The 14,712-nt window shown below is 70.0% G+C and carries 16 protein-coding genes; 8 read left to right on the top strand and 8 right to left on the bottom strand.

What is annotated here, in order from left to right:
* Position 1: 1 nt before the first annotated feature.
* The 3 genes from AB0J16_RS25255 to AB0J16_RS25245 all read left to right on the top strand — a co-directional run bounded on the left by AB0J16_RS25255 (position 2) and on the right by AB0J16_RS25245 (position 2,568).
* On the top strand, positions 2-664 hold the full coding sequence (locus AB0J16_RS25255) for a response regulator transcription factor (protein ID WP_358543746.1): 663 nt from the start codon (positions 2-4) through the stop codon (positions 662-664).
* Between the two features lie 135 nt (positions 665-799).
* A complete protein-coding gene (locus AB0J16_RS25250; RefSeq protein WP_358543743.1) occupies positions 800-2,278 on the top strand; it encodes a nitrilase-related carbon-nitrogen hydrolase in 1,479 nt (492 codons plus the stop codon).
* Between the two features lie 89 nt (positions 2,279-2,367).
* A complete protein-coding gene (locus tag AB0J16_RS25245) occupies positions 2,368-2,568 on the top strand; it encodes a hypothetical protein (protein ID WP_358543741.1) in 201 nt (66 codons plus the stop codon).
* A gap of 22 nt (positions 2,569-2,590) precedes the next feature.
* On the opposite strand, the gene AB0J16_RS25240 is transcribed toward AB0J16_RS25245, so the two are convergent.
* The gene (locus AB0J16_RS25240) at positions 2,591-3,244 is read right to left on the bottom strand and encodes an ATP-binding protein (RefSeq protein ID WP_358543739.1); all 654 of its coding nucleotides are present in this window, start codon (positions 3,242-3,244) and stop codon (positions 2,591-2,593) included.
* 1 nt (position 3,245) lies between these two features.
* Positions 3,246-3,380: a hypothetical protein gene (locus tag AB0J16_RS25235; RefSeq protein ID WP_358543737.1), complete on the bottom strand. Its 135-nt coding sequence runs from the start codon at positions 3,378-3,380 to the stop codon at positions 3,246-3,248.
* Between the two features lie 269 nt (positions 3,381-3,649).
* Here AB0J16_RS25235 and AB0J16_RS25230 point away from each other — a divergent pair, with 269 nt between their 5' ends.
* Positions 3,650-3,820 carry a hypothetical protein gene (locus AB0J16_RS25230; RefSeq protein ID WP_358543734.1) on the top strand — a complete coding sequence of 57 codons (171 nt, stop codon included), beginning with the start codon at positions 3,650-3,652 and terminating at the stop codon, positions 3,818-3,820.
* 134 nt (positions 3,821-3,954) lie between these two features.
* Here AB0J16_RS25230 and AB0J16_RS25225 read toward each other — a convergent pair whose 3' ends face one another.
* On the bottom strand, positions 3,955-4,611 hold the full coding sequence (locus tag AB0J16_RS25225) for a CBS domain-containing protein (protein ID WP_358543731.1): 657 nt from the start codon (positions 4,609-4,611) through the stop codon (positions 3,955-3,957).
* Positions 4,612-4,778: 167 nt separating this feature from the next.
* Between AB0J16_RS25225 and AB0J16_RS25220 the strand changes: the two genes are divergently transcribed.
* Positions 4,779-5,438: a response regulator transcription factor gene (locus tag AB0J16_RS25220; RefSeq protein ID WP_358543728.1), complete on the top strand. Its 660-nt coding sequence runs from the start codon at positions 4,779-4,781 to the stop codon at positions 5,436-5,438.
* A 14-nt stretch (positions 5,439-5,452) separates the two neighbouring features.
* Here the strand turns inward: AB0J16_RS25220 and AB0J16_RS25215 are convergent, their stop codons facing one another.
* From AB0J16_RS25215 to AB0J16_RS25205, 3 genes are all read right to left on the bottom strand, one after another.
* The gene (locus AB0J16_RS25215; RefSeq protein ID WP_358543726.1) at positions 5,453-5,920 is read right to left on the bottom strand and encodes a CBS domain-containing protein; all 468 of its coding nucleotides are present in this window, start codon (positions 5,918-5,920) and stop codon (positions 5,453-5,455) included.
* Complete coding sequence (locus tag AB0J16_RS25210; RefSeq protein ID WP_358543724.1) at positions 5,920-6,750, bottom strand: universal stress protein; 831 nt, start codon at positions 6,748-6,750, stop codon at positions 5,920-5,922. The genes AB0J16_RS25215 and AB0J16_RS25210 overlap by 1 nt, the downstream gene beginning before the upstream one ends.
* Positions 6,751-6,971: 221 nt before the next feature.
* Positions 6,972-7,496 (bottom strand): hypothetical protein, encoded by a 525-nt coding sequence (locus tag AB0J16_RS25205; RefSeq protein ID WP_358543721.1) that lies wholly within the window; start codon positions 7,494-7,496, stop codon positions 6,972-6,974.
* Positions 7,497-7,754: 258 nt separating this feature from the next.
* Between AB0J16_RS25205 and AB0J16_RS25200 the strand changes: the two genes are divergently transcribed.
* On the top strand, positions 7,755-9,452 hold the full coding sequence (locus tag AB0J16_RS25200) for a GAF domain-containing protein (protein WP_358543719.1): 1,698 nt from the start codon (positions 7,755-7,757) through the stop codon (positions 9,450-9,452).
* 33 nt (positions 9,453-9,485) lie between these two features.
* On the opposite strand, the gene AB0J16_RS25195 is transcribed toward AB0J16_RS25200, so the two are convergent.
* On the bottom strand, positions 9,486-10,142 hold the full coding sequence (locus AB0J16_RS25195; RefSeq protein ID WP_358543717.1) for a CBS domain-containing protein: 657 nt from the start codon (positions 10,140-10,142) through the stop codon (positions 9,486-9,488).
* A 57-nt stretch (positions 10,143-10,199) separates the two neighbouring features.
* Entirely contained in the window at positions 10,200-11,042 is an 843-nt protein-coding gene (locus tag AB0J16_RS25190; RefSeq protein WP_358543715.1) for a universal stress protein, read from the bottom strand.
* Between the two features lie 274 nt (positions 11,043-11,316).
* On the opposite strand from AB0J16_RS25190, the gene AB0J16_RS25185 reads away from it, so the two are divergent.
* On the top strand, positions 11,317-12,015 hold the full coding sequence (locus tag AB0J16_RS25185; protein ID WP_358543713.1) for a DUF305 domain-containing protein: 699 nt from the start codon (positions 11,317-11,319) through the stop codon (positions 12,013-12,015).
* A gap of 168 nt (positions 12,016-12,183) precedes the next feature.
* Entirely contained in the window at positions 12,184-14,709 is a 2,526-nt protein-coding gene (locus tag AB0J16_RS25180) for a cation-transporting P-type ATPase (protein ID WP_358543711.1), read from the top strand.
* The last annotated feature ends 3 nt before the right edge of the window (positions 14,710-14,712 follow it).

The following is a 14,712-nucleotide window of genomic DNA, read 5'->3' as shown; positions in this document are numbered from 1 at the left end:
CATGCTCCGCGTACTCGTGGCCGACGATCAGGATCTGTTCCGCGGCGGCTTCGCCATGATCCTCGACGCCCAGGCCGACATCACCGTCATCGGCGAGGCGGCCGACGGCGCGCAGGCCGTTCGGGCAGCCACCGAGCTGCGGCCGGACGTCGTACTGATGGACGTCCGGATGCCCGGAATGGGGGGGATCGAGGCGACCGAGCTGATCTGCGCGACGACATCCGCCAAGGTGCTGGTGCTGACCATGTTCGATCTGGACGAGTACGTCTACGACGCGTTACGCGCCGGGGCCAGCGGCTTCCTGCTCAAGGACATCCGGCGCGACGAACTGGCCGCGGCGGTGCGCGTGGTGGCGGCGGGAGAGTCGCTGCTGGCGCCTACGGTGACCAAACGCCTGATCGAGGATCTGATCCTCCGGCCGGGCCATGGGGTGGCGCCCCGGCTGGCCGCCCGCCTCGCCGAGCTGACCGGCCGTGAGGCCGAGACGCTGCGGCTGGTGGCCCGGGGGCTGTCCAACGCGGAGATCGCCGGCGAGATGGTCGTCAGCGAACACACCGTGAAGAGCCATGTCAGCAGGATCCTGACGAAGCTGGAGCTGCGCGATCGGGTGCAGGCGGTCGTGTTCGCCTACGAGTCGGGACTCGTCGTCGCCGGCGACGCCTGAGCGCTCCTGGAGGGGGCCATAAAGCGTCTGAGCGGTCCGTGAGAGGGAGCGCGGAGTTCACTCTCGCCGCCGATGTGGGCGCGGGGCGCCGGTGTGGAGGATCGAGGCAGTTTCCCTGGCGGAGGAGTCTGCTCGATGAGATCGCAACGATGGTGGTCGATCGGCGCGGGAGTGCTGTCGGCCACGCTGTTCTTGTTCGGTACCGGCCTGAACCCGGTGCCCTGGTGTACGTGGATCGCGCCGATCCCGGTCCTTGTCCTGGCGCCGCGCTGCTCGGCGCGTGCGGCGTTGGCCGCCGCGTCCCTCGCATGGCTCGGCGGCCAGACCCCCATGTGGGGATATTTCCTGAACACAGTGCAGATCCCGCCGACGATGGTCGTGCTCCTGCTCATCGGCTCGGCGCTGCTGTTCGGTCTGGTGGTGCTCGCCTACCGCGGTCTGACGCTGCGCGGGCACCCGCTGATGGCCGTCGGCGTCGTCCCGGCCGCGTGGGTCGTCATCGACTACGCGCTGTCGCTGATCACGCCGAACGGCGCCTGGTGGAGCCTGGCCTATACCCAGGCCGACGTCCTTCCCGTCATCCAGATCGCCTCGGTCACCGGAGCATGGGGCGTGACGTTCGTGCTGATGGGCGTCGCGGCCACGGCCGCCGCCCTGCTGCGGCCCGGTGCGGCCGGCCGGGTGCGGGTCGCCGTGACCGCCGCGACGGTCGCGGCCCTGGTGGCGGGCTACGGGTGGTGGCAGCTGCGACCGGCCGAGGCCGGGACAGCGGTCAAGGTGGCACTGGTGGCCAGCGACCGGTCGATCGACCCGGTGGCGGTGACCGATCCCGAGGGGCGCGACCTGCTGGCCGGTTACGTGAGCCGCATCCCGGCCCTGGCCGAGCGCGGGGCCGACGTCGTCGTCCTTCCCGAGAAGACGTTCCGGGTGGATGAGGCGGACCTGCCGTCGCTCGCCGGACCGCTGTCCCGGCTCGCCTCCGGCCACCGCGTCGACATCGTCGCGGGGCTGATCCTCACGAGGGACGGGCGCGAGTACAACGCGGCCATCGACTTCCCCGCCGATGGCGGACGGCCCGTCGAGTACGTCAAACGCCACCTCGTCCCCGGCCTGGAGAGCGATTTCGCGGCCGGTCAGGCGCAGGCGTTCGTGCCCGGATCCGGCCGGCGATGGGCGATCGCGATCTGCTTCGATCTCGACTTCCCCGACCTGGTCCGCGACTATCGGCGCGACGGGGCGAGCGCGCTGTTCGTACCCGCCTGGGACTTCGGCGCCGACGCGTGGCTGCACAGCCGGATGGCGATCACGCGCGGCATCGAGAACGGCCTGGTGGTGGCACGGGCGGCCCGGCAGGGCGCCTTGACCGTGAGCGACCCGCACGGCCGCCTCCTGGCCGAGGCACGCACGACGGGCGCGTCCTTCGTGTCGGTGACCGCGGACCTGCCGGATCGCGCGGTGCCGACGCTGTACACCAGGCTCGGCGACTGGTTCGCATGGATCTGCGCCCTCCTGCTGGTCGCGATATTCGCGGTGCGCTTCGTTTCTGGTCGAGGGCCGAAGCCAGAGGCACCTCGGCCCGGGAGTGCAAGGAGACGGACGGCGCCGGTCTCCTAGGCGGAGACGGAGACGGACGGTTCGCGCCACCGCTCGCCGACTTCCGCCGGTGGATCCGTCGCCGTCGGCCCCTCCTGTATCCTCGGTGCATGCCCACCGACCTGCCAGCGCGGATGGGCGATGATCTGTCGCTCCCCCACGCCTACACCTTCACCGACGGCCACCTGCATCCGGGACAAGCGCCGGGGCTCGGCGTCGACCTCGACGAGGAACTGGCGGCCGCGCACCCGTACGAGCCGTCCTACCTGCCGCTCAACCGGCTCCAGGACGGCACGATCCACGACTGGTGAGGCCAGAACCCGCTCAGAGCCTTCATGGCCGCCGGCCCCACAACAGGTAGGCGAGGGGGCCGACCGGCTGAACGAAGATCGCCATCCACCACAGGCCCTTGCGCCCGCGCACATCGCCGGCGGGCCGTAAGCAGAGATCCGCGGCGGCCGCCGCGGTGAGCGCGACCTCCACGGACGCCAGCGCCATCAATGTGCCCTGCCGCCTTTTCGACATCTCGTTCCAGCGCATCGGCGCGCTCCCTTCACTCCTCTGGCGCTCTCGACGGCGTTCGCGGGCTTCTGGACGCTTCACGCGCATGCTCAATCGCACGGTGGTACCCGCGGGACCCGTGAGGAAGGAGACCTGGTCGGCCAGCCGGCGCGTCAGCCAGATTCCTCTCCCGCCGGGAGCGCCCGGCGGCGGGAGCGGGCCCTCGGTGAGCGCCCGAGCGGGGATGCCCGGCCCCGTGTCGGTGATCTCGCACAGCAGGCCGCCGTTCGTCCGCCACAGGCTGAGGCTGCCCCGGCCGCCACCGTGCGCCAGCGCGTTGGTCACGCACTCGTTGACCGCGATGAGGAAGTCGGTGAGCGGCTCGCCCGCGAGCCCTTGGTCCGACGCCGCGTGGAAGACGGCGGTGCGAGTGCTCGCCAGACACCTCCCGTCGAAATGCCTGGCGAGCACGGCGGTGGTATCCATGTCATGCCATCTCGACGAGGCGGTTGGCGTCGTTGTCGTACCAGTCGGCGATGTCGGGGTCTCCGCGGAGCGCGCGCCGCGGGACGGCCCGGCCGATCCCGCCGAAACCATTGAAACCATTGAAACCGAGTCTCATGCCTGTATCGTCCGGCGCGTCCCGCCGGGCACTTAGAGGCGTCGGTCCCCCATGCGGTGGGACCTTCGGCCTCCCTGGGCCGCGGGACGGGTCCGGGTCAGGACCCTCCCGGGTCTTCTCCGCCCGGATCTCCTTTCCCTTCGAGCGCGTGCTGTCCGCTGGACGTGGACAGTGTCGTTGGTCCCGGCGAATGAGGACGTTCGCCGCTGTACGGAAGCGCGGGGGGCGGCGAGCATCATCATGAAGACATTTCGGAGGTGTGATCGATCATGATCGGTGGACGGATGATCGCGGAGGCTTCAGCGCTGGACGCCGAGTTGCTGGCGCTGAAGAAGCGGGTCGACCAGCTAGAGGAAGAAGTACGCACGTTGACCGCGGCGAATCTGGCCCTGGTCCGCGCCGTGGAGAGCCTTCGGAGCGACCTCGTCGCCACAGGTTGAGCCGTCGGCTCCATCCGCTCGGCCGGCTCCACCTCTTGGCCTGCCTGTCGGCAACAGTGAACCGTTCCGGCGCTGGGCGTCCAGCGCCGCGAACGGTATGTCGAATCTCGTCCTGCCGATCCCCCGGAACGCGCCTACAGCAGCGGAGGGACGATGAGGAGGTCTTCCTTCTCGAACGACACCTCGCACACCACGTCGACCACGCCCTCGACTTTGCGGACCGCCTCCGTGACCGCGATGGCCTGAGACCTGTGCCGCACCCGGCCGCCGACGGTCACCACGCCGTTGTCGGCCTCGACGGAGAACGCTCCGGTGTCAGGCAGCACGGCCCTGACGTCGGCTTCCAGGTCGGCGGCGGGCCGGGTGAAGACCCGCAGCACGTCGCGCTGGTGCAGGGTGCCGACGATCCGCCCGGTGACCGGGTCGATCACGGGCAGCTGCTTGAGGCGCTTGTCGTGCATCAGCCGAGCCGCGTCACGCACGGTGGTGCCCGGCGTGACGGTGATCGCCGGAAAGGTCATGAGCTCGGCCGCGGTGACCGCCGCCGCCTTCTCGTGCTCGCTCCGCCGCCTCCTGGACTCGAACATGGACACGCTGTGCCGTACCGGATCGGCCTCTTTCAGCAGTAGATCGTCCTCCGAGACCACACCCACCGGCCTGCGGTCGGCGTCGATCACGGTGACCGCGCCCACCGCGAACCGCTTCATCGCGGCCACGATCTCGGCGAACGACGCCTCCTCCAGCACGGCGATGGCGACCCGGCCCATGACGTCCTTGACTTGGATGGACATAACCCTTCACCTCCACCCCCACCGTCCCTCGTCCCGGCTCCGACCGGCAGTGACGAAGGGCCCGGATGATCCCGTCGTAGGTCCTCTACACGCGAAACGCGACGACATGGCCTGCCAAGGTCTTTGGTCCCTTCCAGAAGCGGCGCGTGGTGACTACCGTCTGTCCCATGATTCATGTGTTCCTCGTCGACGATCACGAGGTGGTAAGGCGGGGAGTCGCCGCCCTGCTGGGCTCCGAGGACGACATAGAGGTGATCGGCGAGGCCGGCACCGCCGAGTCCGCGATCGCCCGCATCCCGGCCCTGAAGCCGGACGTGGCGGTGCTGGACGTCCGGCTGCCTGACGGTAACGGCGTGGACGTGTGCCGTGAAGTGCGCTCCCGCCTGCCCGGGCTGGCGTGCCTGATGCTGACCTCCTACGCCGACGACGACGCGCTGTTCGAGGCGGTGATGGCGGGCGCCGCCGGTTATGTGCTCAAGCAGATCCACGGCTCCGACCTGGTCGGCGCCGTGCGCACGGTCGCCTCGGGGCAGTCGCTGCTCGATCCGCAGACCACCGCGGCGATGCTTCAACGACTGCGGGAGCAGGCCGCCAGGAGGGACCCACTGGCGGCCCTGTCCGATCAGGAACGCAACATCCTCGACCTGATCGGCGAGGGGCTCACCAACCGGCAGATCGGCGAGCGGATGTTCCTGGCCGAGAAGACGGTCAAGAACTACGTGTCCAACCTGCTGTCCAAGCTCGACATGCAACGCCGTACCCAGGCCGCCGCGCTGGCCGCCCGGCTGCGTGCGGATCGGCGCGATTCCCAGGACTTTCGCTCCTGACCGTGACCAGCCGCTCAGTCGCCCGCGGGCAGGACAGGGTCGAGGTGGAACATCCCGGTGACGACCTCGCCCGGCCTGTCGACGGCCCTGACCCGGCCGGCAACCGCGGCGAGCACATCCCTGGCCGTGATCAGCCCGATCAGCCCCTCCTCCGAGACCACGGGGAGCGCGTCGCACCCGGCGTCGAGCATCACGGCCGCCACCTCCGACAGCGACATGTCCGGCTGGACGCGGGGCCTGCGCCTGCTGCCCAGCAGCCCGCGCACCTGGCGCCTGAACTGCTCCTCAGGGCCGCCCGACCAGGACGCGGCCACGTCCTCGCGGGTCAGCACGCCCAGCACGTGCCCGTCCTCGACGACCGGCAGGTGATGGACATCGCCCCGGCGCATCAGCTCCCAGGCCATCAGCGACGACTCCTCCGGCCTGATCGCCACCAGGATCCGGCTCATCACCTGCTTCGCCGTCAGCGACTCGACGTTCATCACCGCTCCTCTCGTGGACGTACGACCGCGACGGGGCAGGTCACGTGGTGCAGCACGCCGTGGCTGACCGACCCGAGCACCGCGGAGGCGAACGCGTCCAGCCCGCGCGAGCCGACCACCACCAGGTCCGCCGTCTGTGAGGCCTGAATCAACGCCGCCACCGGGTGCTCACACACCTCCGCGTCGGTGATCTTGACGTCCGGGTCGCCCTCGCGCCAGGAGGCCACCCGCTCGCGTGCCATCCGTACCTGCTGCTGGAAGGCGTCCTCCAGCAGGCTGCCGGACACGGCCGCGTACGGTGAGAACATCGGTGTCCGCCACCCGTACACCACATGCAGCTCGGCGCCCTGGGCACGGGCCTGCGCCAGTGCGTACTCCATGGCGGCCCGCGAGTGCTCCGACCCGTCGTAGCCGACCACCACCCGGCCGTGCCGCGCCTGCGTGGGCGCGCGGACGATCACCACCGGGCCGACCGCGTGCCCCGCCACGGCCAGGCTGACCGAGCCCAGCACCAATCCGGCGAACCCGCCCAGTCCCCTGCTGCCCAGGACCACGCTGTCCGCCGGCGCCGACTCACCGATGAGGTCGTCGATCACGTTCCCGGTCAGCGTCTCTGTCGTCACCTCCGCGCCCAGCCCGCGCGCCCGCGTCGCCGCGGCCTCCAGCGCCTTGGCGCAGTAGGCGGACCCACCAGGGCTGTGCGGCCACTGCTCGCACACGTGCACGATCCGCAGCGGCAGCCCTCTGCGCTCGGCATCGGCCGCGGCCCACTCCACCGCCGCCGCCGACGGCACCGACCCGTCCACGCCCACCACGATCCGTCTGGCCATCACGCGTCTCCTTCGCGAGGCTTCCTTCCACCTCCAGCCTCACAGAACAGGCCCACCGCCACCTGGGGACGAAGTCCTCGATACAGGTGCCTTTGGTCCCGAATCAGCGGACAGCGTGTTGACGGCAGCGCCGGATAGTGGCGCGCGGACCGGGCCGGCCATCGCGGATGACGCCAAGCGCCCGCCTCCGTTGCCGGAGGCGGGCGCTTGGTCGTGGGCGGCTACTTCAGCCAGGCGGTACGCCGGACGATCGGCAGGGTGCCCAGCCCGAGTGTGGCGCCGGCGTTGGCCAGGGCCAGGCCGACCAGGACGATGGAGTAGATGAGGTGCTCGTCCAGGAACGGGTTGTTGGCCAGCGGCAGTTCGGCGGCCCACATCAGGACCAGCATGAGCGTGCCGGTGACCGCGGCGATCCGGGTGCCGGCACCCAGGATGAGCGCGGCGCCGATGCCGAGCAGGCCGAGCATGAACAGCCAGTCCACCCACGGCTGGCCGGCCAGCGAGCTGAAGAACCCGCCGAGCGCGTTCTCTCCGGTGCCCTTGAGGAAGCCGGTTGTCGGGCTGCCACCCGAGATCCAGGCCTTGCCGGCCGGAGTGGCGAAGCCCCAGCCGAAGGTCTTGTCCAGGAACGCCCACAGGAAGATCCACCCGATCGAGATTCGGGTGATCGCCCAAACGTAGTCGACGGGGCGGTGCGCGGCGACAGGGCCGTTCTCTAAAACGGGCTTGTTGACGGTGGCGACCATGATGGCCCCCTTTTCAGTGCGGGTTCGTCGTTCTCGTCACCTCCAAAGCACACCGCTTGCCCTCTTGCCGGGGCAGTGCCGTACGACCCGCGGCTTGAGGACCTTGGTCCCCTCGCGGCTTCCGACGCAACCACCGCCACGGACGAGCCGCTGGACTGGCTACGCGCGGGGCAGGCGCTCCAGCTACCACGCGCCGCACGCCGCCCGGCCACCGAATCGGGGTAGGCGTCATGCCGTCCAGATGCCAAACTCGCGACTATGGCCGAGTCCGAGGGCAATCCCCTCATGCCGCACATGCGGCTGGATGACCTGCTGGCCGAGCTGCAGGTGCGGCTCAATGCCGTGCTGGCCACCCGGGATCGGGTGCACGCGCTGCTCGAAGCCGTCGTGTCGGTCGGCAGTGATCTTGACCTGGAGACGGTGCTGCGGCGCATCGTACGGACCGCGACCACGCTGGTGGATGCCAGTTACGGCGCGCTGGGGGTGGTCGGGCAGGACAATACCCTGCTCGAGTTCATCCCGGTCGGGTTGAGCGAGGAGGAGATCGCCCGCATCGAGCACTGGCCGCACGGGCTCGGGCTGCTCGGCCTGCTGATCAAGGACGCTCGCCCGCTGCGGCTCAAGCGGATCTCCGACCATCCCGAGTCCTACGGCTTCCCGCCCGGCCACCCGCCGATGGGCAGCTTCCTCGGTGTCCCGATCCGGGTACGCGACGAGGTGTTCGGCAACCTGTACCTGACCGAAAAACGCGACGGCGCCGAGTTCGACGACGAGGACGAGGCCATCGTCATCGCGCTCGCCACGGCGGCGGGCGTCGCGGTGGAGAACGCCCGCCTGTATGAGCAGACCCGACGGCGCGAGACCTGGCTGGAGGCCTCCGCCGAGATCACCACCAGCCTGCTGTCCGGCGACGACCCACACGAGGTGCTCACCCTGATGGCCCGCCGAGCCCGGCAGATGATCGACGCCGATCTGGTCCAGGTACTGCTACCCGACCGGTCCGGGCAGTCGTTGGCCGTCGCGGTCGCCGAAGGCTCAGGCGCCGAGGAGCTCATCGGCACAAGCTTCCACATCGCCAGCACGCTGGCGGGCGAGGTGTTCACCAACGGCGAACCGATGGTGGAGGGCGACATGCAGAGCGCTCCTTACCCCGACTCGCCACTGCGCAAGCTGGGCTACGGGCCAGGGCTCATGGTGCCCTTGGGGGCCGCGCCCGAGGTACGCGGCGTCCTGGCGGTGACCAAACGCTCGGGCCGGCTGCCGTTCAGCGGAGCCGACCAAAGGATGCTGCAGGCCTTCGCCGACCAAGCAGCCATCGCGCTGGAGCTGGCCGAGGCCCGCCGCGACGCCGAACGTCTCGGGCTGCTCGAAGACCGCGACCGCATCGCCAAAGACCTGCACGACGTGGTCATCCAACGCCTGTTCGCCACCGCCATGACGCTGATGAGCACCGTCCGCCTGGTAGACCGGCCCGAGGGCGCCAAACGCCTCCAGCACGCCATCGACGAACTGGATGGGACCATCCGGCAGATCCGCTCCTCCATCTTCGCCCTGCAGGCGCCCCGGGACGACAGCGAGCCCAGCCTGCGCGGACGCATCGTCGACCTCATCGAGGACGCCGGCAAACACCTGGGCTTCATGCCCGGCCTGCGCATGGAGGGCCAGATCGACAACCAGGTACCCGAACCCGTCGCCGAACACCTGCTGGCCGTCCTCCGCGAGGCCCTGTCCAACCTTTCACGCCACTCCAGGGCGGCCAAGTCCGATGTCTCCATCGAGGTTGACGGCAACGGGCTCACGCTCGTGGTATCGGACAACGGCGTCGGCATCGGGCAGGGCGGCCGTCGAAGCGGCCTGCGCAACATCGAGGAACGCGCCGCCCAGCTCGGCGGCTCCGCGAAGCTGGACGTACCGCGGCAGGGAGGCACGCGGCTGACCTGGACCGTACCCGTCTGAATCAGGCAGACGCACAAGCAGCCATCGCGGCTCCTACAGCAGTGGCGGGACGGTGATCTGGTCGGCCCTGTCGTAGGTCAGCTCCGAGACGACGTCGATCACGCCCTCCACCCGGCGGATCTCCTCCACCAACCGGATGGCCTCGGAGCCGCGAGTCACCCGGCCGCTGAGCCGCACCACACCACCGGAGACGCCTGCCGACACCGACCTCAGGTCACCGATCACGGCCCTGATCTCTCTCTCCAACTCGCCCGTCGAACGGCTGAAGACGCGCAGCACGTCTGATCGGTGCAAGGTGCCGGTGATGCGCCCGGTGACCACGTCGATCACCGGCAACTGCTTGATCCGCTTGTCGTGCATCAGCCGCGCCGCCTCGCGAACCGAGGTTCCCGGGGTCACCGTGATCGCGGGCGTGCTCATGAGCGCCGACGCGGTGATCGCGGCCGCCTTCTCCTGCTCCGCACGCCGCTTACGGCCGTCGAAGATCGAGGCACTGCGCCGTACCGGACCCGTCTCCTTGAGCAACAGGTCGTCTTCGGAAACGACCCCCACAGGACGGCCATCGGCATCGATCACGCTGATCGCCCCCAGGGTGTACCGGCGCATCGTACGTACGATCTCGGCGAACGACGCGTCCTCCCGAACCGCGATGGCGACGTTCCTCATCACGTCCTTGACCTTGATGGACATCTCTGCCTCCTCACTTCTCTCGTAACGCCGCCACGGGTGGCATGGGCGAACGTCCCTCTACGCGCGCACCACCGCCACCGGGCAACGGGTGTGGTGCAGGACGCCGCGACTGACCGAGCCGAGCAGCATCGCGCTCACCGTGCCGTGGCCGTGCGAGCCCACCACCAGCAGATCGGCTCCGGCGGACGCGTCGGTGAGCGCTTCCACCGGCAGCGCCGGCCGAACGTCCTCAACAACCGTCACCTGCGGGTAACCCCCCGTGAACATTCCCACCCGATCACGGACGATCTGCTGCTGCGCGCCACGAACCTCATCCATCTCGTACGGCACCCCCGGCGCGTACGCATGCACCGGCAACTGCCAGGCATGCACCACCCTCAGCACCGCCCCCCGCAGCCCGGCCTGCCCAAAGGCGTAGGCCAGCGCGGGCTCGCACCCGGGCGAGTCATCCACACCCACCACCACCTCCCCGCGAACCGGCCGGTGATCGCCACGCACGACCACAACGGGACAACCCACATGACCCGCCACATGCGTACTGACCGAACCCAGCAACGCACCGGCGAACCCCCCGAGCCCACGGCTACCGAGCACGATCTCAGCCGCCCCCTTGGCCTGCTCACGCAACACCTCAGCCGGCGCGCCCTCGATGTCCCACGTCGTGACCTCGACCTCAGGCTGACGCTCATGAGCCAGCGCCAGCGCCTCCCGCAGAATCCGATGCCCCTCCCGCAACAACGCGTCAGGCACCGCGGCATTGGGGAACCTGCCGATCTGATACGGCGAACGGTCCACGGCATGCACGATCCGCAACGACTCCCCCATCCGCAGAGCGTCATTGACCGCCCACTCCACCGCGGCCCGCGCAACCATCGAGCCATCCACCCCCACGACGATCATGATTTCCCTCCTCCGTCACCTCTCCATCCGACCCGCTCACACAGCCTCGGTGCAGGGCCGGAAGTCCGTCAGGCAAGAGCCGAAGGACCCTGTTCGCCCCAGTGACGGGTGAGCAGCATCGGTGACACAGCGGCCATTCACCCGCAAACCTCACCAAAGGGCCCGGTTGGTGGCCTTGGTCCGGGCCATCCGGGTCTTATGACCCTGTGCCGGGCACCGAGCTTCCCTCAGCGTGGGTAGCGGAGAACCCCTCGATGAGAGTTCGGAGGCCGAGATGAAACGCTCGATACTGGTCGGAATCACGGCCGGATCGCTGCTGGCGGCAACCGCGGCGACCGGCATCGCCATGGCTACCGCCGACGATGCCATCGGGCGGCAGGCGGCCGGGCAGTCCACCGTCTGCCAGACCGGCTGGGGCATGATGGGGCCAGGCGGCCCGATGCACGGCGTGCGGGTGAGCGACGAGGCTGCTTATCTGACCCAAATGGTCGCCCACCACCAGGAAGCGGTGGCCGCGGCCAAGCAACTGCAGCGCTCGGGCCGGGCCCAGATGCGCGCCCTGGGCGCCTCGATCGTCGCCACGCAGAACGCCGAGATCGCCACCATGAACACGTGGCTGGCCACCTGGTATCCGGGGCGGGCGACGGGCACCCGCTACCAGCCGATGATGCGGGACCTGTCCAAGCTGTCCGGCGATGCGCTGGATGAGACGTTCCTGTGCGACATGATTCCGCACCACATGACCGCGATCATGATGTCCCAGTACCTGCTGGCCTCCGGCCACGCCCAGCATCCGCGGGTCGCCACCCTCGCCGCCAAGATCCGCGACACCCAGCACGCCGAGATGTTCCAGATGCAGCGGTATCTGGCCGACTGGTTCGGCGGTTCGACGATGCCCGGCCACATGTGGGGTCGGCCGGGCGGGTCCTCACCGACGTCGTGGCCGGGCAAGGGCGGAATGATGGGCTGGTGAACGCGGCCTGGCAGGCACCGCCGCTTGTGGGAGACACCTGCCATTCGGCCCTGTCCGAATGGGACTTTCGTTGCTGGTTTGACAGCTCGTCACCTGCGAGAACAGGTAGGGAAAGGATGCGGTGCCCCGATGCGGCCGACCGGACGACGACAGATCAGAGAGGAAGACATGGTGATACCCGCACCCTCTGGGTTGTCGTCCGCGGAGGCGGCCGTGCGTCTGGAGCGGGACGGGGCCAACCTGCTCCCGCAGAAGCCGCCCGTTCCATTGTGGCGGCGGGTGCTCGCCCAGCTTCGCGATCCGCTGATCGTCGTCCTGCTCGTGGCGGCGGCGTTGACCATCGTCTCGGGCGACTGGGCCGACACCGCCGTCATCATGCTCGTGGTCGTGGTAAACACCTCCGTCGGGGTCGCGCAGGAGATCCGCGCTGACCGGGCCATCACGGCATTGTCCGAGCTCACGGCCCCGGTGGCCCGCGTGGTCCGCGACGGGTCCCAGGCGCGGATCCCGGCGGCCGAGGTCGTCGTGGAAGATCTGCTGGTGCTGGCCGAAGGCGACGTCATCGTGGCCGACGCCAGAGTGGTGGAGTCGGCGGCATTGCTCATCGACGAGTCGTCCTTGACCGGCGAGTCGGCGCCGGTGGACAAGGCCGACGGCGATCCGGTCTCCTCGGGCACCGTCGTGGTGAGAGGGCGTGGCCGGGCCATGGTCACGGCCGTCGGGGCGGCCAGCGCGAGCGGCCGTATCGCGTCCATGATGGTCAAGGGAGCCGGTCTGACGCCGTTGCAACAGCGGCTCATGGGGGTGGGCCGCTTGCTGGCCGGCGTCACGGTGTTGCTGTCCGCGGTGGTGCTGGCCCTGGGGCTGGTCCGTGGGCAACCGGTCGAGCTGATGGTGGTGACCGCGATCAGCCTGGTGGTCGCGGCCGTGCCCGAGTCGCTGCCCGCCGTCGTGACCTTGAGCCTGGCCTTGGGAGCTCGCCGGATGGCCGCGCGCGACGCTCTCGTACGAAGGCTGCCCGCCGTGGAAACGCTGGGCTCGGTGACGGTGCTCGCCACCGACAAGACCGGGACTCTCACTGAGGGCCGGATGGTCGCCCGGCACGTCTGGACCCCCATGGGGGAGGCCACGATAACCGGCTCCGGATACGCGCCCGACGGCGAGGTCGTGGTCGACGGCTCGCCGGGCGGAGCGGGCCTCACCGACCTGCTGACGGCGGCCGTACTGTGCAATGACGCGCGATTGTCGCCGCCGCGGGACGCCGGCGAGGAGTGGACGGCGCTGGGCGACCCGACCGAGGCGGCCTTGCTCGCCGCCGCCGCCAAGCTCGGCCTGGACCGCAAGGAACTGCAGGGGCGTTTCCCGCGCGTCGCCGAGCGTCCCTTCGACAGTGAACGCAAGCGGATGACCACCGGGCACCGCCTGCCCGATGGCGGGGGCCGGGTGATCTGCAAGGGAGCACCCGAAGCGCTGCTCCGCCCCTCTGTCCTGATCGACGACCCGGCGCTGCTGGCCCGCGCGGCCGAACGGGCCGAGCAACTCGCCCAGGCGGGATACCGGGTCCTGGCGGTGGCCGGCGCCGACCTGGACACCGTTCCGGAAACAGCGCGGGAGAGCGGCTTGTCGCTGCTCGGACTGGTCGCGATCCTGGATCCGCCGCGTCCGGCGGCCTCCGCCGCGATCGCCGCCTGCAAGCAGGCCGGCATAAGACCGCTCCTCATCACCGGCGATCACCCCGGGACCGCTCGAGCCGTCGCCACCGAGCTGGGCATCATCACCGCCGGCGACCCGGTCGTGGACTGCCGGGATCCCGGAGCACCCGGCCAGGCCGCGGCCGGGGTGTACGCCCGTGCCACCCCGGAACAGAAGCTCGAGATCATCGAGGAGCTGCGGAAGCGCGGCGAGACCCTCGCCATGACGGGTGACGGCGTCAACGACGGACCGGCGCTACGCCGTGCCGACATCGGCGTGGCCATGGGAAGACGAGGCACCGAGGTCGCCCGCCAGGCCGCCGACCTCGTGCTCGCCGACGACAACCTGGACACCGTTGTCGCGGCCGTCGAGGAGGGCCGCCGCGTCTACGCCAACATTCGCCGGTTCCTGGTCTACGGCCTCTCGGGCGGGGCCGCCGAGATCGCGGTGATGCTGCTGGGGCCGTTCGCCGGCCTCGCGCTCCCCCTGCTTCCCGCCCAGATCCTGTGGATCAACCTGCTCACGCACGGACTGCCGGGCGTGGCCCTCGGCGGCGAGCCGGCCGTGCCCGGAGCCATGACCACCCCACCACGGCCGCCCTCCCAGAGCATCCTGGGCGCCGGGCTGTGGCAGCGCGTGATCCGGATCGCCGTCGTCCTGACCGCCGTCACTCTGGGCGTCGCCGTCTGGGCCCACCAGACGGGGCGTCCGTGGCAGAGCATGGCCTTCTTCGCACTCGGCGCCACCCAGCTCGGCGTCGCGCTCGGTTCCCGCACCAGGCCCGGCTCGCTGGCCAACCCCATGCTGCTGCTCGCCGTCGCGGGTGCGTTCGTCCTGCAGCTCGCCGGACTGTACGTGCCGCCGCTGCGCGAGCTGCTCGGCACCGAACCGCTGCCTCTGGGCGAGCTGTTGATCGTCACCGCGCTGTCCGCCCTCGGCTACGCCGCCGTCCGGCTTGATCGCATCCTGCATCCCTCCCGCCCGCCGGTGAAATCGCACTGACCG

The organism is Nonomuraea sp. NPDC049750, assembly GCF_040659625.1.
Taxonomy (GTDB): Bacteria; Actinomycetota; Actinomycetes; order Streptosporangiales; family Streptosporangiaceae; genus Nonomuraea.
The sequence above is the reverse complement of the archived record's forward strand: the minus strand, read 5'-3'. Positions and strand labels throughout refer to the sequence as shown.